Source organism: Streptomyces sp. NPDC006552 (assembly GCF_040611655.1).
GTDB lineage: Bacteria > Actinomycetota > Actinomycetes > Streptomycetales > Streptomycetaceae > Streptomyces.
Genome location: NZ_JBEXOS010000010.1, coordinates 23458 through 42602, shown reverse-complemented (window position 1 = coordinate 42602; position 19145 = coordinate 23458). Strand labels below are relative to the sequence as shown.

The window sequence follows — 19145 nt, the reverse complement described above, 5'->3', positions numbered from 1 at the left end:
ACCGGGCTGAAGGTCAGGCGGCAACCGGCCGCAGGTATGTACGCCTCCGCTCTGAACCACGGTGTGCCTACGATGCCTGGTTCGTGCGCCATCCTCGTGACTGTCGGTGGTGGTCCGTAGAATCTTCCCGTGAGCGATACAGACAAGTCCCAGCTGACCGAGACGGAGATCCGTACCCGGTACATCACGCCTGCCCTAAGTACCGCCGGTTGGCCCCTGACGTCGCTCCGCGAGGAGTACTACTACTTCTCGGCTGGACGCATCCAGGTAGTCGGCAAGAAGGGTGTGCGCAAGAAGCCCAAGAAGGTCGACTACCTGCTTGAGTGGCGTCCCAACCTCCCGATCGCCGTGGTCGAGGCCAAGGACAACAACCACGAGCCGGGCGACGGCATGCAGCAGGCCATTGAGTACGCCGAGCAGCTCGACGTGCCCTCGGTCTTTACCAGCAACGGTGACTCGTTCGTGTGGCACGATCGCACCGGCATCCGGCCAGAGATCGAGGTCGAGATCCCGCTGGAACAATTCCCCTCTCCCGAAGCCCTCTACCAGCTGTATAAGCAGTGGAAGGGCATCGAGGACGCCGACGAGCCGGTGATCGCAGGTCAGTTCCATGACGATGGGTCGGGACGCCGGCCGCGCTACCACCAGCGCATCGCGATCAACCGGACGCTCGAAGCGATCGCCAAGGGGCAGCGCCGGCTGTTGCTGGTCATGGCCACGGGGACGGGTAAGACCTACACCGCCGCGCAGATCATCTGGCGCTTCATGGAGTCCTTCCGGGCGATCAACCCGGACAAGGGCCAGGCCCGCGTGCTGTTTCTGGCCGACCGCAACATCCTGATCGACCAGACCATGATGAACGACTTCGCCATGTTCAAGGGGCGCATGGCCAAGCTCAGCGCCTCGCGCGGCACCATCTCCAAGGTGGCGAACGCCGACGCCCCGGGCAGCAGGGGCAGCAAGGTCGTTGACAAGAGCTTCGAGCTGTACCTCTCCCTGTACCAGGCGGTGACTGGCACCGAGGAAATCGACAACGTCTACAAGCAGTTCTCACCCGACTTCTTTGACCTGATCATTGTCGACGAGTGCCACCGTGGCAGCGCCCGGGAGGACAGCGCTTGGCGGGGCATCTTGGAGTACTTCGGCTCGGCCGTCCAGCTGGGCATGACGGCCACGCCCAAGGAGACCAAGACCGTCAGCAACAGCGACTACTTCGGTGACCCGCTCTACACCTACTCCCTGAAGCAGGGCATCGACGACGGCTTCCTGGCCCCGTACAAGGTCATCCGCACGGCGCTCGACGTCGACACCTTCGGCTGGCGGCCGGAGGAGGGGCAAGTCGACGACTCGGGAACGCTGATCCCCGACAGGCACTACACCGGCGAGGACATCGACGACTCGATCGTCTTCCCAGAGCGCGACAAGCGGGTTGCCGAGCGCATCACTGAGTACCTGAAGAGTACGGACCGCTACGCCAAGGCGATCGTCTTCTGCCAGGACATCCCGCACGCCAACCGCATGCGCCGGATACTGGCCAACCTCAACGCCGATGAGGTCCGCAAGGACTCTCGCTACGTCATGCAGATCACTGGCGACGACCAGCAGGGCAAGCAGGAACTCGACAACTTCATCGATCCTGAGATGCCCTACCCCGTGATCGCGACGACCAGCAAGCTGCTGGCGACCGGTGTGGACGCCCAGACCTGCAAGCTGATCGTGCTCAACAGCCGGGTCGAGAGCATGACCGACTTCAAGCAGATGATCGGGCGCGGCACCCGCGTGCGAACGGACTACGACAAATGGTTCTTCGTGATCATGGACTTCAAGAACGTCACCAAGCTGTTTGCCGACAAGGACTTCGACGGCGATCCGGTCAAGGTCTACGAGCTGCCGCCCGACGGCGATATGAACGATGCCGTCGAAGAGTTGGACGATGTCGACGAGACCGAGGGCGAAGACCAGGACGACGGCCCGGAGCAGTGGGTCGAACGGCCGGGAGCGCGCAACATCCGTCGCAAGCGGATCGTAGTCAGCGGCCAGGCCGTGACGATCATCGGCGAACAGGTGCAGATGCTCGGGACCGACGGCAAGCCGCTCACCTCCAGCCTCAAGGAGTTCGTCCGCAGCGGCCTACTGGCGCGATACCCGGCCGCAGACGACTTCGTGAACGCCTGGTCGGCCGCGGACCAGCGATCGGCTCTGCTCGACGAGCTGGCGGACGCCGGCATACCGCTGGAAGACCTGGTCGAACAGGCAGGCCTCGCGCTTGATCCATTCGACATGGCGCTCGATGTTGCCTACGAACGCCAGCCGATCGAGCGTCGGCAGCGGGCCGCAGCAGTCCACGCGAACGGCTACCTTGGCAAATACCAGGGCCAGATGCGCTCCGTGTTGGAGGCGCTGCTCGAAAAGTACGTTGAGTCCGGCGTGCGCTCGTTGGAGGACATCGGGGTGCTGCGGGTGGAGCCCTTCCGCTCGATGGGCGGCCCCATGGAACTCATACGATCCTTCGGAACCCGCGAGACCTATTTCAAGGCTGTGCATGACCTTGAGCAGCAGTTGTACCAGGAGGCGCAGTGATTTCGTCCACGCTCATCAAGTCCATCCAAGACGTCATGCGGCAAGACCAGGGTGTAGACGGCGATGCGCAGCGCCTCAGCCAGCTCGTCTGGATGATCTTCCTCAAGATTCTGGACGACACTGAGCAGGAGCTGGAGTTGATGACCGACGGCTACGTGCCGGCGATCCCAGCGCAGTACCAGTGGCGGGCCTGGGCTCGCGACGAAGAAGGCTTGACCGGTGAGGGCCTCAACGACTTCGTCAACAATGACCTCTTCCCGGCGCTGCGCAAGCTGAGTGGCGGTACCAACCCGCGGACCATGATCGTGCGCGAGGCCTTCGAGGACTCGTACAACTACATGAAGAGCGGCACACTGCTCCGTCAGGTGATCAACAAGATCAACTCGATCGACTTCACGGTTCGAGCTGACCGACACCAGTTCAACGACCTCTACGAGAAGCTGCTCAAGGACCTCCAGAGCGCCGGCAACGCCGGTGAGTACTACACGCCGAGGGCGCTGACGCAGTTCATCGTGGAGATGGTGCGTCCCCAGCTTGGGGAAGTGGTGTTGGACCCAGCCTGCGGCACCGGCGGCTTCCTGGCCAACACCATCGACCACCTGCGGGGGCAGGTGAAGACGCCCGACGACGAAGCGCTTCTACAGGCCTCGCTGCGGGGCATCGAGAAGAAGCAGTTGCCGCACCTGCTCTGCCTCACCAACATGATCCTGCACGGGATCGACGCGCCGACCGCCATCCGCCGGGCCAATACCCTGACCCGCCCGCTCCGTGACTATGGTCCGGCCGACCGCGTAGACGTGATCGTCACCAACCCGCCCTTCGGTGGCGTCGAGGAGCCAGGGGTTGAGCAGAACTTTCCGCAGAAATTTCGTACTCGCGAGACGGCTGATCTCTTTCTTGTCCTTATCATGCGGCTGCTCAAGCCGGGAGGCCGGGCGGGGGTAGTGCTTCCGGACGGGACGCTTTTTGGCGAGAGGGGAGTCAAGACTCGCGTCAAGGAACAACTGCTGGAAGAGTGCAATCTGCACACGATTGTCCGTCTGCCAAACTCGGTGTTCGCGCCCTACACGACAATCGCGACTAATCTCCTGTTCTTCACCAAGGGTGAGCCTACATCTGAGGTCTGGTACTACGAACACCGGCTGCCGCTTGGGGTTAAGGCGTACAACAAGACGTCACCCATTCGTATCGAAGAGTTTGACGATATTCGCGAGTGGTGGGGAAATCGTGTTGAGAACGACCATGCTTGGCGAGTCTCGATCGACGAGTTGAAGGATCGCGGATATGATCTTAATATTCACCATCCCACGAGTCGTATCACGGAGACGGTCCGCGCAGCCAGCGTGTTGACTGATCATCGAAGCGACCAACATCGTATTGATGAGATTTCGGAGAGTCTCGGCGAGTTGCTACGCGAGATGGTCACTGGGGCTGATGAAAGTGATCAGTGCGTGGTGGCGGACAACCTACCTGAGATCGCCAGAATTTCGGGCGGTGCGGACTATGCTTGGAAAGTTGTGATCTCGGCCGCTTTGCGTGGGCAGACGAGCCACACGGCTGGGTCGCCCTCAGACCTTGTTGGCGAGGGCATTCCGATTGAGGAAAGCGGCCCCTGGGATCTGCCGGAAACGTGGAACTGGGTAAACCTAGCTCATTTGTCGGAGAGTGTCCTCGGTAAGATGCTCGATAAGGCCAAGAATAAGGGAGAATATAGGCCCTACCTTCGGAATACTAATGTTCGCTGGTTCGGGTTCGATCTGGATGATCTCAAAGAGATGCGCTTCGAGGATCGCGAATTCGACCGGTATGGGCTGCTGCCGGGAGACGTGATCGTGTGCGAGGGCGGCGAACCGGGTCGAGCTGCTGTGTGGACGCGCGACGACATCGACATGAGGATTCAGAAGGCTCTGCATCGTATTCGGTGTAACCACCTACTGCGACCTGAGTGGCTTGTCTATGTGCTGCGTGGTTTCGCTGACGACGGAACACTGAAGTCCTTTTTCACTGGGATCGGAATCAAGCACCTAACTGGGGCATCCCTAAAGAAGATTCCGATCCCGCTTCCTCCCGTAGGCGAGCAGGATCAGATTCTAGCCATGCTTGAAAATGTGAAGGCGGGCGTCGCTGAGCTAAAGGGCGCCCTCGACTCACAGACGCGATTGAATTGAGCGGAGGCTTTAGGGTCATTGCTTCTAAGCACTGCGTGCCCGTCGCCCTGGGTCGTAAAGCCCAGGGTGACGGACGTTTTGCTCAGGGGGCGCTATGTCCCTCTTCTTGGAGGCCCGTTCAGCGTGTGCTGAGTGGTGTCTGCGCGGTGGTGCGTATGTCAGTGCATGGGAACCCTCGGGTCCGTACTCGGTGAGAACTGAGCGTGGTGGTGAGGTGAGCGCTTGAGGCTGCTATCGCTGTTGGAGCTGCTCGCTGTCGGTAGCGGCGTGGAGGATTTCCTGGGCTTCGAGGAGGAACTCACGTCCGCGTTCGGTGGCGGCGAGGGGCCTGGCGGAGCGGTCGATGATCTGGAAGCCAACTGCCTTTTCGACGCCAATGACTCGTTGGCGGAGCGCGCTGTCGGTTCCGGCGCCGGCGCTTCGGGCCGCGGCGGCGAAGCTGGGGTGGCCGGGGATCTGGGTGATGGCTCGCAGTCGGTTGAAGGCTTGCGAGTTCATGACTACTTTGCGCATGTCCTCGGACAGGGGGCGGTGAAGGTTCAGGTGTCCGACGGCGTTGTAGCACTGCCCTCCAGCGGGGCGGATCGTGATGCCCCAGGCTCTGGCCATCTTGGTGAGGTGGTAGTGGGTGACGTCGCGTTCGCGGGCGAGGTTGGCAATGTCGCGTTGGCGTTCGACGTATTCGTGGTGGAGCCATTCGCGGGTGATGTCAGGGCGGTCTGGGATCCGTCGTGGCCGGGGGCGGAGTGGGATGCCGCCTTGTCTGAGGAGCCGGCGGACTGTGTCGGGACTGCAGGACGCCAGCCTGGCGATGTGCGTGAGTTCCAGTTTCTGTTTCACGTAGAGGTCGCGGAGTCGGTCCGGAGCGAGAATGCCTTCGCGGGTCTTGACCGTTCTCACGGTGCGTGTGCTGAGGTGCTTGCCGATCACGTCGCTCGGGGTGGCTGCGCCGGTCTCCGTGAGATCGCAGTAGAGGCGGACGTGTTCTGTGGCCAGGCCGAGAGCATCAGCGGCCTCGTGGACGGTGCCGGACGTTGCGAGCAGGTCGCGGAATTCGTCCTCGACGATGTCTGTGGGGGAGAGGCCGGGCCATTGGACGGCGGTCACCCAGGCGTCGGGTGGTTCCCAGGTGACGGGTTCGGTGATCTTGTGGTGGGTGAGGTTGTCCTCGGCCTGCTGGCGGAGGAACGAGCGGAGGGCCTGGGGTGCATGGAACCGGAACTGCGAGCAGTGCCATGCGAATCGGTAGGACGCTCCTTCGGGTGGGGGATGAACCTCGCCGGTCAGCAGCATCAGGAGATAGGCGCGCATGAGGAGGACGCGATGCTGCTGGCCGGGGTTCCAGCCCTGCTGTGCGCATAGCCGTGTATATGCGTCGAGATCGAGGGTGACCGTGGTGCTGGTGAAGGTGGCTCGCCGTCTGGCGTAGTCGATGGGAGAGCTGTGCTCGTCCAAGGCGCGGGCGAGCTGGGCCAGCGTGGATGCCAGTGGGGTCAGATCGTGATCGAGGTAGAGGCGTCGTTCGATGCTGTCGCGATCGGTGTTGATCTCCTGGTTGCCCAGGAGCGGGCCGACACGTTCGAAGTTCAGTTGGGGCGGCCCGCCGGGAAGCAGGAGGAAGCTGCTGCAGCCGCGGCGGAACGTGCCAGCGCGGGGGTCATTGTTGTTCGTGGGGCGAGGGAGCAGGCGCATCGTCCATCCGGGCCAGAGCATGGCAGGGATCATGGTCGCCCGGCGGGTGATGGCGTCGGCGGGGAGGTCTGGCCAGCGTGGTCGGGGGCTGGCGCTGGCGTAACGAAGCCGGGCGTGCAAGGTGGCCTGGGGGTCGAGCTTGGCCAGCACGCGGCCGACCAGCTCGGGACCGCTCCAGGTCCATCGGTCGGCCATCGCGCCGATGTTGTTCTTCGAGGTCTTCAGCAGTGAGCGGTCGGCTTCGAGGATCCACTCGAAGAGTGCCTCGTGGTCGGCATGGCCGGGGTGAAGGGCGACGCGGGCCAGTGTGGTGCCGACGGCGGCGTTATGGGCGTCGTGTCCGACGTCCTCGCCGGTCAGTTGTGGTAGCTCTCCGCCGCATTCGGCCACCACGGTGTGTACGACTTCCGGTGCCCGGTCCGCGATGGTGTGCAGGCCACGCAGAATGCGCCAGGCCAGAGCGTAGAGCTGCTTGACCTCGGCCAGCGCGGTCGGCCTTGCGGCCGGTTCGCCGTTCAGCAGCGTGGCGATGTGCTGCTGGGCGCCCAGTACGAGTCCCGAGGTGGGCAGCGGGGTGGCCGGGGCCTGCGTGAGGTTGGCTCCGCAGGCCGCTCTGAGGCCGAGACTGCTGTGGGCTCGCGTGCAGGCGCCCGTTGCGCGGGGGCCGAGCCGTCTGGCCTTCCAGGGGTGCGGGGGCTGATTGCAGTCCGGACAGAAGTCCAGCAGCAGAGTGTGATGGGTGGGACAAGCGAAAGCCCACGGGAGGCGCCAGAAGAGCGGCCCACGGCCGGCGTTATCGCCCAGGCACCCAGGGCAGTAGCGGGCTCGGCTTCCGCTGAATCTCCAGGCCGGTGGTCTGGCCAGCTTGCGCCGGTCGGGCATGATCGCCACTGCCAGTCCGTCATAAGGTTCGAGCGTCATGCTGGCGAGTGCTTGCCGTTCGACGCCGGTGGCCCGCTCCAAGGCGGCCGCTTCGTCGGCGGTGAGCCGTAGCGCGAGGTGTGGCGTGCGGGCGCCGGGCAGCCCGACGGCTTCGAGGAAGGCGCTGTTGGTGACGCGGAGGCGCCGGGCGTAGGCGCCGATCCAGCTTTCCAGGGCCTCGCCAGCCAGCGGCGTGACCACGAGGGGGATGCGGTCGGGAGTCCAGAGCGTCATGCCGGCCGTTTCAGGCTCGGTGAGCGCAGACCGGGTCGCGTGGTCAAAAGCCCTGCCTTGATCGCGGCATCGAGTTCCAGACGGGCCTCCTCCGCCGCCGCGTCGTTCTTGACCCCGTTCATCAGGTCTTCATCAAGACGCTCGTGACCGCGGCGGATCGCCCGCAGACACCCGCGGTTGATCAGCGACATCAGCGAGGCGAAGTGCCCGGTCGAGCGGGCGTAGAGGTAGTCCGAGAGGTCCTCGGCCAGCATGCCGGGGAACTTCTCCGCGAGGACCAGTTGCTGTTCGATCGTCTTCAGCAGCGTCCTCCACTCCAGACGGCCCTGCTCGCTTTCGACATCGAAAGGCCGCAGGGTCAGCGGGGTGGTGCGTCGCCCGAACTGGGCGAAGAGAGAGTCTCCGTGGCCCATGCCTTCCTTGAGGATGCCGCGGTGCTGGACTCCGACACCCACATAGATCAAGGTGACGGGGAAGACGTTCGACAGATACTTCAACTGGTTGGCCATCCTAGACGAGTTGGTTCTCGAACCCGCCAGGAAGTGGACGTCATCCACGATGATCGCGGTGGTCTTCATGCTCAGCACCGCATCGACGGCCCGCTCGGCCAGAGTGTCGGCGTCCCCGGTGACCGGCAGGCCGTAGAAGCGGCAGATCGAGGCATTCAGCCCGCGGATCTGCGTGTTGCCGCTCAAAGCGATGTAGATCACCGGGACCCTGCGGTCCCCGCTGGGCGTGGTCTCCCCTCGCAGGGCGACCTGGTTGCGGTAGAGGCCGCAGCCGTAAGCCCGCACTGCCGTACTCTTCCCCAGCCCCGGATACGCGTCCACCAGCGCGGCCGGCTTGGTCTTGTCGCCGTCGTGCCGGTTCGACTCCACGATCTCCGCAAGCTCATCGTGCAGCGCGAGGAGTTGGGGCGTGTCGATCGGGCCGATGTTGGCGTGCCAGACCTCCCGGCCGTCGTTGTGCACCAACAGATCCCGCGGCGAGAGGCTGGCGAGCTGGGCCCGGGTGAGCTGCTTGGGCTTGACGCGGTCCGGGCCGTTGACCTCCTGCAGCCAGCCCGCAAGCCGGGTGGGCGAGTACTGGCGGTCATCGCCCTCGAACGGCGCGAGGCCCCCGGCCGTACTCAACGGCTCTTCCAGACATCCGCGTAGTACTCATCCTCATCGACCAGGCCCGCGGTCTCCTCATCTGCCGGGGCTGCCTCGCACTCCTCGTCCTCGTCGTCGTCCCCGCCCAGGTCCTCATCCGCAGGCGCGACCACCTGCAAATCCGGTGCCGACTCCGGGCCCGCTCCCGCGTCCGGCGAACCGAGCGTTGCCAGACGGCGCACGGAAGGAAGGCCGGCGATCTCGTCGACCTCCGGATCGCCTTCGCCGACCAGCCGCAGACGGTCCTGCGACAAGCGCACCGCCATGCGCCGCTCCGTCCGGTCCTCCGTCAGCCCGGCACCCCAGCGTTCCAGCAACTCGATCAAGGCGCGCTTGGTGTCCGGGAAACGATGCGTCTTGGCCGCGAGCCGGCGTGCGTACTTCAACGCTTCCAGGCTGGCCGGCCCGTTCAGGGCCGGGGCATGCTCCCAGTCCAGGGTGTGCCACAGGTGTGGCTGCTTCGGATCCTGGAAGTAGATCTTTCTGATGTCGGCGCGATCCACGGCGACAGGCCATTTGCCGGCGTGCTCGCCGCGGTGCGGGCTGACCTGGTTGCGGTAGTCGTCGAGCCCGTCACCGTTGTAGCGGAGCCCGTTGATCTCCACCCCGTAGTGGTGGATGGGGCACCACTCCTCTTCCAGGAACTCGAACGCGAGGCCCGGCCTGGACGGGATGCGCAAGGGCCCCGCCCGGTTCACGCCGTGCTCGAACATCTCCAACGGGCTCAGCTTCAGTCCGGGGACCTCCGGGACTGTCAGCCCCCGGTGGTGCCGCCTGTGATAGATCAAAGTGATCCATTCGCGGATGATCATCTCAAGCTCGTCCAGGAAGAAGTACGCCTCGTCCTCGACTTTCTCGCCCCGGCTGTGCACGTCCGGCCCCTTGTAGCCCGGCAGAGCCGCCAACAGCCCCTGGTTCAACGTCTTGAACCACCGTTCCACCGGCTTGTCGGTCGGCGTATAGGGACGCGCCGGCTGCAGCGAGATCTCCAGCTTCGCGCAGACGCTCGCGATGTGGTTCGAGACATAGATCTTGCCGTGGTCGTAGATGATCGTCTCCGCGGCAACAGGCGGCAGTAGCGGCTGCCCGTCCGCGTCCACCAGCTTCTCCGCGTCGAATACCACGGTGGAGGGAACCCCGCAGTACGGAAATGGCTCACCCGTGCCGGTAGACACTTCCCGCGGACGAACCGTCTCGAACAAGACGCCGGCCACGTCGGTCGACTTCGTCGACACCGGCGTCAGCCGCAGCCCTGTGATCACCTTGCTGTAGAGGTCCATCGCGACCGTGAGCTCGCACTGCACCCACCGACACGTCACCGGCTCCATCGCGAAGACATCCAGACTGTTGGTGTCCAACACGACGTACTCACCCGGCCGCGTCGCCCGCAGCCTGCCGAAGACCCCCTGCGGACGGTTCGCAATCGACCGCTTCCCCTTCGTGCTGCCATCGAACGTGTTCGTCCCCCGGCCGAGCTCCTTCAGCAGCGCGTACCCTTTCGTCTGCTTCGGAATACTCACCACACCGGGGCCGTACTCCTTGACCACACGCTCCTCGATCTCCAGCAGCACCAGACCACGAACCGGGCGGCTGGACTTCTCAAGGCTCTTGATCACCGAGCGGGCTGTCTCCAACCAGCGCGGATCCACGCGGTCCAGCACGCTCGTGGGCTCGCGCTTGCTCACCAGGCCCGCTGGCCCCGACTCCTCCACCAGTGCCACCCACCGGCGCACCGTGGTCACGCTGACGCCGAGCTCCGCGGCCTTCGCCTTGTACCGATGCATCAAGGGCACTCCCGGCGCGTAGTCAGGCCGCGGTTCACCCTCCAACGCCATCTCAGCAGAGCCCAACTGGTAGCTGGACCGCACTTCCTGGACGTGCTGGAACCGGGTGGTGAGCGCGTCGTCCTCCGCGGTGCTGAGCTCGCCCAGCGTCGTTGCGACCGTCGGCTGTGCAGGCGGAGTTTCCACCAGGAGCTCGGTGGAGGGATGGGCCATCAGTACCGACAGATCGATCTGCCGCCACGTGGGACGGCCGTCCGCCGAGATCTGCTGCAGGAGAATACGGCGGCCTTCGATCTCCGCGATGGTGAACTGCTCGCCGTCGTAGGTCAGCGGCAGGCCTGTCCGAAGCGGTGTAGTCCAGTTGTTCACGCGGACCTCTGCAGGACCCAGTCGCCACTGAGCGGACGGGACAGATCGGTGGTCAGCCGTCCTGACCACACCAGAGCAAGCAGTGGTGGCCGTGCCTCGTAGTCGGGCCGCCCGGCGGCCAGGCGGCGCTCAGCGTCCGCGAGCTGGTCCCCGTCCCGGACCGTCTGCCAGGCCCGCTCGATGTCGGCCTCGGGGACCACCCCGGGTCGGCGGTATGCCGCCAGGAAGCGGACGTTCTCCAAGAGCACACGATCCGCCCCGGACCAGATCTCGTACTCCCAGCCATGCCGCTCGATCAATTCCCCTGGCCAGGCCAGAGCTTCCACGATCTTCGGATCGGCAAGCCGATCAGCTGGCTTGACATTGACCACGCGTACCGTCCCCAACGCCGTGACCAGCAGAAAATCCGGAACATGGCGACGAACGCGATCTCCGACCCGGGCCGTCAGATGACACGGCTGGGCGTAGATTCCACGTACCGCAGGATCCATGTCGGCCAGGAGCAGCCGTGCTAACTCCAGCCGGCTCTCGTAGACGACGGGCCCAGCCAGCGTCGCCGACGCGTATCGCCCCGAGTGGTGCGTCTGGCCGTGTACGGAGCGAAAACTCCGCCACGGCACCGACCAGGTAAAGTCCGCCAGCCGCAGATCCGAGAAACGGACCTTGCGCACCGACGCGTCGTCATACCGGATCGACGCCATGGCTGGCGCGCTCTTCTTGCCGGACCGCACTGGACTCTGAACAACCATAGGAGCGACCGTAGTTACTGACCGCAGTCAGTGCCCACGGAACGGCGAAAGTGCCCAATCACTGTCTATTTCACGTGGATAGTGTCCGTCAAAATGCGGAACCTACAGCCCGTCACAGCCGTGACGCCTTGAGCGCCATGTGCAGCAGCAGCCGGTCCTCGCCCTCGTCCAGGTCGAGCCCGGTGAGCTGTTCGACGCGGGAGAGCCGGTAGTAGAGCGTCTGGCGGTGGATGCCGAGCGCCGCCGCGGTGCGGCCCGCCTGCCCCGCGCAGTCGAGGAAGACCTCGGCGGTGCGGGCCAGCTCGCGGTGGGCCGGCGCGAGCAGCGGCGCCACCGCCGGGTCGTGCGCGGCCTCCGGCGGCACCGCGGTCAGCAGCCGGTAGGGGCCGATCGCCGACCACTGCGTGTCGGGGCCGAGCCGCGGATCGGCGAGCGCCGCGCGGGCCGCCGCCGTCGCCTCCTGCCAGGCCGCCGCCAGCTCGGCGAGGTCCTGGCGGGGCGCGCCGATGCCCGCCGCCACCGGGCCCGTGCCGGCCCGCGCCCGCAGCTTCGCCGCCGCCGTCAGGGCCGGGTCGAGGACCTCCGCCGAGCGCAGCCGCACCAGCAGCGCCAGGCACTGGCCCATGGCCCCCCACGGCACGGTGCACAGGGCGTCCGCCGCCGGGAGGGAGCGGACCGAGGGCGCGTCGTCGGGGTCGGCCGAGGGCCAGGGCGCCACGCACACCACTGTGTGCAGCCCCTGCGCGCGGCTGCCGAGCGCCGTGCGCAGCGCGGCCACCGCCATGTCCCGCTGCCAGCCGCGCTCCGCCGTCAGGACGGAGTGGAACTCGCGGGTCAGATCGGCGCCCGCCTGCGCCTCGTCGGCGAGCTGCGCCCCGATCCGGCCGGCCACGTCCATCGCCGCGTCCAGCTGCTCCTGGGTGGGCCCCGGCTCGTCGTCGAGCAGCCAGACGTAGCCGAGGACGATGCCCCGGTGGCGCACGGGCAGGCAGATGCGGCCGCGGTACACCCCGGCCTCCGGCGTCGCCGGGATGCGGACCGGCGCCGTCGCGCGGGCGATGCCGAACCCCTCGAACCAGGTGCGCACGGCCGCCGTGGAGCCGCGGGTCAGGATCGAGCGGGTACGGACCGGGTCGAGAGCCGAGGCGTCGAAGTCGGGGTCGGCGTCGCTGAGCTGCGCGCCGAACGCGATCAGCCGGAAGTCGCGGTCCTCCAGGGTCGCCGGGGCGCCGAGGAGGGCCGAGATCTCGTCGACCAGTTCCTGGTAGTCGCCTTTCACCCCGCCATTCTCCCGCACCCCGCCCGCCTCCTCATACAGATGTCTGAGGTGGCGGCCACAGATGCGTGACAGCTGTCGATGGCACAGGATCGGAGGGATCCTTAGATTTCACGGTGGTTCCCCGTGCCGTTCCCCCTTTGTGGGGGTTGCGGCCTCTCCTCAACTTCTGCTCCGTGGAGGTGCCCCGTGCTGGCTCCCCTGATCCTCGCCGCGTCGCGCAGTGACAAGATGCGCTCGTTCGTGTCGGCGGCGCCGGGCACCAAGCAGGTCGTCGACCGCTTCATCGCCGGTGAGAGCGTCGACCAGGTCGTGCCCGTGATCGAGGACGCCGCCGCCAAGGGGCTCGAAGTGACCCTCGACGTCGTCGGTGAGGACATCACCACCGTCGAGCAGTCGCACGCCGCGCGCGACGCCTACCTGGAGCTGATCGGGCGCCTCAAGGAGCTGGGCCTCGGCACCAAGGCCGAGATGTCCGTGAAGCTGTCGATGTTCGGCCAGGCCCTTGCCGGCGGCCACGAGCTGGCCCTCGCCAACGTGCGGCCCGTGGTCGAGGCCGCCGCCGCCATCGGCACCACCGTCACCCTGGACGCCGAGGACCACACCACCCTCGACTCGATGTTCGCCATCCACGAGGAGCTGCGGAAGGACTTCCCGCAGACCGGCTGCGTCATCCAGGCCTACCTCTTCCGCACCGAGGACGACGCCCGCCGCCTGGCCGCCGCCGGCAGCCGCGTCCGCATCGTCAAGGGCGCCTACAAGGAGCCCGCCGAGGTCGCGTACCAGGACAAGGCCGAGACCGACAAGGCGTACGTGCGGATCACGCGCATCCTCATGGAGGGCTCCGGCTACCCCATGATCGGCTCGCACGACCCGCGCCTGATCTCCATCGCGCAGGAGCTGGCCCGCACGGCCGGACGCAAGCTGGACGAGTACGAGTTCCAGATGCTGTACGGCATCCGCAGCGACGAGCACCTGCGCCTGGCCGCCGAAGGACACCGGATGCGCGTCTACACCGCGTACGGCACCGACTGGTACGGGTACTTCATGCGCCGCCTCGCGGAGAAGCCCGCCAACCTGCTGTTCTTCGCCCGCTCGATCCTCACCAAGGGCTGAGCCGCCCGCACCCCGGGCCCCCGACCTCCCGATAACCCTCCGACCCCCCGAAGGAGATACGGACCCATGACGCTGGACGCCGTGACCCGAGTCCCCGCCCCGGTCAACGAGCCGGTGCACGGCTACGCCCCCGGTTCGCCGGAGCGCGCCCGCCTGGAGGCCAAGCTCAAGGAGCTGGCCGAGAACCCGATCGAGCTGCCCTGCACCATCGGCGGCGTGCGTCGGATGGGCGGCGGCGAGCGCTTCGACGTCGTGCAGCCGCACAACCACAAGGCCGTCATCGGGACCTACGCCAACGCCACCGAGCAGGACGCCCAGGACGCGGTCGACGCGGCCCTGGCCGCCGCCCCCGCCTGGCGCGCGATGGCCTTCGACGACCGCGCCGCGATCATCCTGCGCGCCGCCGAGCTGCTCTCCACCACGTGGCGCGAGACGATGGCCGCCTCCACGATGCTGGGCCAGTCCAAGACCGCGCAGCAGGCCGAGATCGACACCCCCTGCGAGCTCGTCGACTTCTGGCGCTTCAACGTCCACTACGCCCGCAACCTCCTCGCCGAGCAGCCGCCGGCCAACTCCACGGGCGTGTGGAACCGCATGGACCACCGCCCGCTGGAGGGCTTCGTCTACGCGATCACGCCGTTCAACTTCACGGCCATCGCGGGCAACCTGCCCACCGCGCCCGCCCTCATGGGCAACGTGGTGGTCTGGAAGCCGTCCCCGACGCAGACGCACGCCGCCGTGCTGCTCCTCCAGCTCCTGGAGGAGGCCGGCCTGCCCAAGGGCGTCATCAACCTGGTGACCGGCGACGGCCGCGCCGTCTCCGAGGTCGCGCTCCACCACCGCGACCTCGCCGGCATCCACTTCACCGGCTCGACCCCGACCTTCCAGTACCTGTGGAAGACGGTCGGCAACAACATCGAGAAGTACCGCACCTACCCGCGCCTGGTCGGCGAGACCGGCGGCAAGGACTTCGTCGTCGCCCACCCGAGCGCCGACCGCGCCGTCCTCAAGACGGCCCTGACCCGCGGCTCCTTCGAGTACCAGGGCCAGAAGTGCTCGGCCTCCTCGCGCGCGTACATCCCGGCCTCGATCTGGAACTCCGGGTTCAAGGAGGAGTTCGCGGCCGAGGTCGACGGCATCACGATGGGCGACGTCACCGACTTCTCGAACTTCATCGGCGCCGTCATCGACGAGCGCTCCTTCGCCAAGAACAAGGCCGCGATCGACCGCGCGAAGTCGGACGACTCCTGCACGATCGTCGCGGGCGGCACGTACGACGACTCGACCGGCTACTTCGTGCGCCCGACCGTCATCGAGTGCACCGACCCGGCCAACGAGGTCTTCACGACCGAGTACTTCGGGCCGATCCTCGCCGTGCACGTCTACGAGGACGACCAGTACGACGCCATGCTGGAGCAGATGGAGTCGGTCTCCGACTACGCGCTCACCGGCTCGGTCATCGCCAACGACCGCGCCGCCGCCGCGCACACGATGGAGAAGCTCCGCTACGCCGCGGGCAACTTCTACATCAACGACAAGTCGACCGGCGCCGTCGTCGGCCAGCAGCCCTTCGGCGGCGGCCGCGCCTCCGGTACGAACGACAAGGCCGGCGCCCCGCAGAACCTGATGCGCTGGACGCTGACCCGCGCCATCAAGGAGACGCTGGTCCCGCCGACCGAGTACGCGTACCCGCACATGGGCTGACGCCCGCCCGGTGGGCCCCGCCCACCCCTCCGACCCCGCCCTCGGCCACGGGCCCCACCCCGGCCGGGGGCGGTGTGCTGTCCGCGCCCGCAGGAACGGGAGGGTGAAGTGCGTCTCAGATAGTAGGAAGTCCGAGTAATTGTGGAGACAGGAGCGGCGAGCTGTCCTAACTTTGTAGGAGCCGAACGTATCGCTTACCTGGCGAATGGCGGCAGCGAGCCGGAGCACCTGGCAGGCAACCCCTGCAGCTCCCCGCTCCCCGCCTCTTCCGGCCCTCGAAATCCCCGTGATCTCAAGGAGTCGATCCGTCATGGCCACTGCGACGCCCGCCCGCCGCCGAGTCCGTCACACCTCCCCGTCGACCGAAGCCGATCGGCAGGCCGCCAAGACCGCCGCCGCCGCCCTCCAGCGCGCCCTGGACCGCCGGGACAACGGGGGCGAGACCGGTCACTGACCGGTCAGCGACCCCGCCGCACCTCGAAGTGGTCGATGCGCGCGCCGCTCTCGGCGAGCGCGGAGACCGTCATCCGGGGAGCGGGCCCGGCCGCCACCTCCACCGCGAGGAACGAGAAGCCGGTGTACCGCACCCGGGACCACTCCACGACGTCCTGGACGGACTCGGACGCGCCGGAGCCGTGTGACGCCGTCCAGCGGACGGTGGCGATCGCGTCGCGCTCGCGCACCCGGCCTTCGTAGCTGTCCGGTACGCCGGGGCCGAACCCGTAGAGGTCCTTGCCGGCGCCGCCCGCGGTGACATACACGATGCCGTCGCGCGTCGGATCGGTCGACGCGCCGACCGGCACCGGCTTGCCGACCTCCCCGCCGACCCCGTCACCCGTCGGCACGGACCGGATCGCGTCCGTGCGTTCGTACACGTGGTTGTGGCCGTTGATCACCAGGTCCACCTGGTGCTTCTCGAAGAGCGGCACCCACGCGTCGCGGACCCCGCCGTCCGAGGCGTGCCGGGACGTCGCGTACGCGCAGTGGTGGAAGAAGACGACGACGAAGTCGACGTCCGCGCGTGCCCGCAGCTCCCCGAGCCGCCGGTCGAGCCAGGCGGTCTGCTTCCCGTCCGTGCAGCCCCGGTTGGCCGGGATCTCGTGCGAGACGTCGTTGGCGTCGAGGGCGACGACGCCGAGGTTGCCATGAACGAACGAGTACACGCCCGGCGCGCCCGCCGGATCGGGCCCGTTGTCCGGCAGCGACCAGCGGGCGCTCTGCCCGCCGTAGCCGTGGGGCGAGTACCAGGCCTCCATGTCATGGTTGCCGGTCGTCACCATCCACGGCACCGACTTCGCGACCGTCTCGGTCTGCGCGAGGAACTGGTCCCACACGCGCGCGTCGTAGGTGTCCGTCTTCTTGCCGCCGCCCGAGCTGTCGGCGTAGCAGAGGTCGCCCGCGTGCAGGTGGAACGCGGGGTTCTGACCCAGGATCACCTGGTCGTTGGCGAGCGCGTCATAGCTGACGCCCTGGTCGCCGAAGGCGGTGAAGACGAACGTCTCCGGCGCGGCCGGGGCGGTGCGGAACGTGCCCAGGGTGCCCAGGCGTTCGGCGCTCGCCGGGTCGAAGCCGTCGTGGCCGACGCCGTAGTAGTACGTCGTGCCGGGCCGCAGGCCGTCGAGCGCGACGTGCAGATAGAGCTGTTCGACCGCCGGGAGCCGGGCCGTCAGCGCCGGGGTGTGCAGGGCGCGTACCTCCGCCTCGATCCGGCGGCTCAGCTCCCACGGCTTGAGCCCCACCCGCAGGAACGGGCGGCGCACGGCGAGCGGTACCTGCCAGGAGACCCGCATCTGCGTGCGCGGGTCGGCGCCGAAGGCCAGGTGGCGGCCGAACGGCGCCACCAGCGAGCCGTCCACCCGCACCGCGGGCCCGCGCGCGGGCGCCGCCGCCTGGACCGCGGAGGCCGCGGCCCCGCCGCCGAGCAGCCCGGCCCCGCCCACGGCGGCCGCCGCCCCGGCCAGGGCGCGCCGCCTGCTGAACCGGGCCCGCAGGTACGCGTGCTGTTCGGGCATGCTCATGCGGCGGGCGAGCGGGGCCGGGATGCCGACCTCGGGGGTGTCGTTGGCAGGGCTCATGACCGGAACCTCCCCGCTCCGCCCAACACCCGCCCCACAGGCGGGTGAACAGCACACGGCCGCAGGACAGCCTGTCCGTATTGTGGACGCGCCGTGTCATCCCATGGGACACGGGATACGGTGCGGACATGTCTCGCAGCATCAATCTCGCAGTGATCCCCGGTGACGGCATCGGCCAGGAGGTCGTGGCCCAGGGTCTGAAGGTCCTCTCCGCCGTGCTTCCGCAGGATGTGAAGCTGGAGACCGAGGAGTTCGACTTCGGCGCCAAGCGGTACCACGCGACCGGTGAGACGCTCACCGACGCCGACCTCGACGCCCTCAAGCAGCACGACGCCATCCTGCTCGGCGCCATCGGCGACCCGAGCGTGCCCTCCGGCGTCCTGGAGCGGGGCTTCCTGCTCAAGCTCCGCTTCGCCTTCGACCACCACGTGAACCTGCGCCCGAGCAAACTGCTCCCGGGTGTCGCGACGCCGCTCGCCGGTGAGCCCGCGATCGACTTCGTCGTGGTCCGCGAGGGCACCGAGGGCCCGTACACGGGCAACGGCGGGACGATCCGCAAGGGCACCGAGCACGAGGTCGCCACCGAGGTCTCGGTCAACACCGCCTTCGGTGTCGAGCGCGTGGTCCGCGACGCCTTCGCCCGCGCCCAGGCCCGCCCGCGCAAGAAGCTCACGCTGGTCCACAAGAACAACGTGCTGACCTTCGCGGGCCACCTGTGGACGAACGTCTTCAACAAGGTGGCGCGGGAGTTCCCCGAGGTCACCACCGACTACATCCACGTCGACGCGGCGACGATCTACCTCGTCACCGACCCGGCCCGGTTCGACGTGATCGTCACCGACAACCTCTTCGGCGACATCATCACCGACCTCGCCGCGGCCGTCTCCGGCGGCATCGGCGTCGCGGCCTCCGGGAACATCAACCCGAGCCGCGAGTTCCCCTCGATGTTCGAGCCCGTGCACGGCTCGGCCCCGGACATCGCGGGCCAGGGCAAGGCCGACCCCACGGCCACCGTCCTGTCCGTCGCGCTGCTCCTGCGCCACCTCGGCTACGAGACCGAGGCCGCCCGCATCGAGACGGCCGTCTCCGCCGACCTCGGTGAGCGCGGCACCGCCGTGCGCTCCACCGAGGAGATCGGCGACGCGCTCGCCGGCCGAGTAGCCGGCTGATCCGGCGCTCACTCTTTCGTAGCAGAAGCCGCCGGATCGCCTCGTGCGCCCGGCGGCTTCTCCTGTGCGGCCCCGGGTGCCACCATCAGCAGGGGCCGCACCACACCAGCGCACCTCCGGGCCCGTTTCGAGCACACCGTCCCACGCGCGATAA

Annotated in this window: 12 protein-coding genes; 6 read left to right on the top strand and 6 right to left on the bottom strand. The window is 67.3% G+C overall.

Annotated elements, in window-relative coordinates; all coding sequences use genetic code 11:
• Nucleotides 1–129 precede the first annotated feature (129 nt).
• Together hsdR and ABZY33_RS08860 are read left to right on the top strand one after the other, a co-directional pair.
• Nucleotides 130–2580, top strand: a complete 2451-nt coding sequence (hsdR, locus tag ABZY33_RS08865; RefSeq protein WP_356490814.1) for an EcoAI/FtnUII family type I restriction enzme subunit R — start codon at nucleotides 130–132, stop codon at nucleotides 2578–2580.
• The gene (locus tag ABZY33_RS08860; protein WP_356490813.1) at nucleotides 2577–4748 is read left to right on the top strand and encodes an N-6 DNA methylase; all 2172 of its coding nucleotides are present in this window, start codon (nucleotides 2577–2579) and stop codon (nucleotides 4746–4748) included. The genes hsdR and ABZY33_RS08860 overlap by 4 nt, the downstream gene beginning before the upstream one ends.
• A gap of 231 nt (nucleotides 4749–4979) precedes the next feature.
• On the opposite strand, the gene ABZY33_RS08855 is transcribed toward ABZY33_RS08860, so the two are convergent.
• From ABZY33_RS08855 to ABZY33_RS08835, 5 genes are all read right to left on the bottom strand, one after another.
• Nucleotides 4980–7595 (bottom strand): TniQ family protein, encoded by a 2616-nt coding sequence (locus ABZY33_RS08855; RefSeq protein WP_356490812.1) that lies wholly within the window; start codon nucleotides 7593–7595, stop codon nucleotides 4980–4982.
• Nucleotides 7592–8728: an AAA family ATPase gene (locus ABZY33_RS08850; RefSeq protein WP_356490811.1), complete on the bottom strand. Its 1137-nt coding sequence runs from the start codon at nucleotides 8726–8728 to the stop codon at nucleotides 7592–7594. The genes ABZY33_RS08855 and ABZY33_RS08850 overlap by 4 nt, the downstream gene beginning before the upstream one ends.
• On the bottom strand, nucleotides 8725–10902 hold the full coding sequence (locus ABZY33_RS08845) for an integrase (protein ID WP_356490810.1): 2178 nt from the start codon (nucleotides 10900–10902) through the stop codon (nucleotides 8725–8727). Before ABZY33_RS08845 ends, ABZY33_RS08850 begins: the two co-directional genes overlap by 4 nt.
• Nucleotides 10899–11603: a TnsA-like heteromeric transposase endonuclease subunit gene (locus tag ABZY33_RS08840; RefSeq protein ID WP_356490809.1), complete on the bottom strand. Its 705-nt coding sequence runs from the start codon at nucleotides 11601–11603 to the stop codon at nucleotides 10899–10901. The genes ABZY33_RS08845 and ABZY33_RS08840 overlap by 4 nt, the downstream gene beginning before the upstream one ends.
• A gap of 160 nt (nucleotides 11604–11763) precedes the next feature.
• Nucleotides 11764–12930, bottom strand: coding sequence for a helix-turn-helix domain-containing protein (locus ABZY33_RS08835; protein ID WP_356490808.1), 1167 nt, complete (start codon nucleotides 12928–12930; stop codon nucleotides 11764–11766).
• Nucleotides 12931–13116: 186 nt separating this feature from the next.
• Here ABZY33_RS08835 and ABZY33_RS08830 point away from each other — a divergent pair, with 186 nt between their 5' ends.
• The 3 genes from ABZY33_RS08830 to ABZY33_RS08820 all read left to right on the top strand — a co-directional run bounded on the left by ABZY33_RS08830 (nucleotide 13117) and on the right by ABZY33_RS08820 (nucleotide 16201).
• Complete coding sequence (locus ABZY33_RS08830; RefSeq protein WP_356490807.1) at nucleotides 13117–14043, top strand: proline dehydrogenase family protein; 927 nt, start codon at nucleotides 13117–13119, stop codon at nucleotides 14041–14043.
• Nucleotides 14044–14115: 72 nt separating this feature from the next.
• Nucleotides 14116–15747: an L-glutamate gamma-semialdehyde dehydrogenase gene (gene pruA / locus ABZY33_RS08825; protein WP_356490891.1), complete on the top strand. Its 1632-nt coding sequence runs from the start codon at nucleotides 14116–14118 to the stop codon at nucleotides 15745–15747.
• A 310-nt stretch (nucleotides 15748–16057) separates the two neighbouring features.
• A complete protein-coding gene (locus ABZY33_RS08820) occupies nucleotides 16058–16201 on the top strand; it encodes a hypothetical protein (RefSeq protein WP_356490806.1) in 144 nt (47 codons plus the stop codon).
• Nucleotides 16202–16205: 4 nt separating this feature from the next.
• On the opposite strand, the gene ABZY33_RS08815 is transcribed toward ABZY33_RS08820, so the two are convergent.
• Nucleotides 16206–17822, bottom strand: coding sequence for a metallophosphoesterase family protein (locus ABZY33_RS08815; protein WP_356490805.1), 1617 nt, complete (start codon nucleotides 17820–17822; stop codon nucleotides 16206–16208).
• Between the two features lie 128 nt (nucleotides 17823–17950).
• On the opposite strand from ABZY33_RS08815, the gene ABZY33_RS08810 reads away from it, so the two are divergent.
• The gene (locus ABZY33_RS08810; protein ID WP_356490804.1) at nucleotides 17951–18991 is read left to right on the top strand and encodes a 3-isopropylmalate dehydrogenase; all 1041 of its coding nucleotides are present in this window, start codon (nucleotides 17951–17953) and stop codon (nucleotides 18989–18991) included.
• Nucleotides 18992–19145: the final 154 nt, after the last annotated feature.

What these genes read in the sequence shown, in the direction of transcription:
- ABZY33_RS08840 (WP_356490809.1), bottom strand. Translation starts at nt 11,603, where the DNA reads ATGGCGTCGATCCGGTATGACGACGCGTCGGTGCGCAAGGTCCGTTTC.
- ABZY33_RS08855 (WP_356490812.1), bottom strand. Translation starts at nt 7,595, where the DNA reads ATGACGCTCTGGACTCCCGACCGCATCCCCCTCGTGGTCACGCCGCTG.
- ABZY33_RS08815 (WP_356490805.1), bottom strand. Translation starts at nt 17,822, where the DNA reads ATGAGCCCTGCCAACGACACCCCCGAGGTCGGCATCCCGGCCCCGCTC.
- ABZY33_RS08820 (WP_356490806.1), top strand. Translation starts at nt 16,058, where the DNA reads ATGGCCACTGCGACGCCCGCCCGCCGCCGAGTCCGTCACACCTCCCCG.
- ABZY33_RS08810 (WP_356490804.1), top strand. Translation starts at nt 17,951, where the DNA reads ATGTCTCGCAGCATCAATCTCGCAGTGATCCCCGGTGACGGCATCGGC.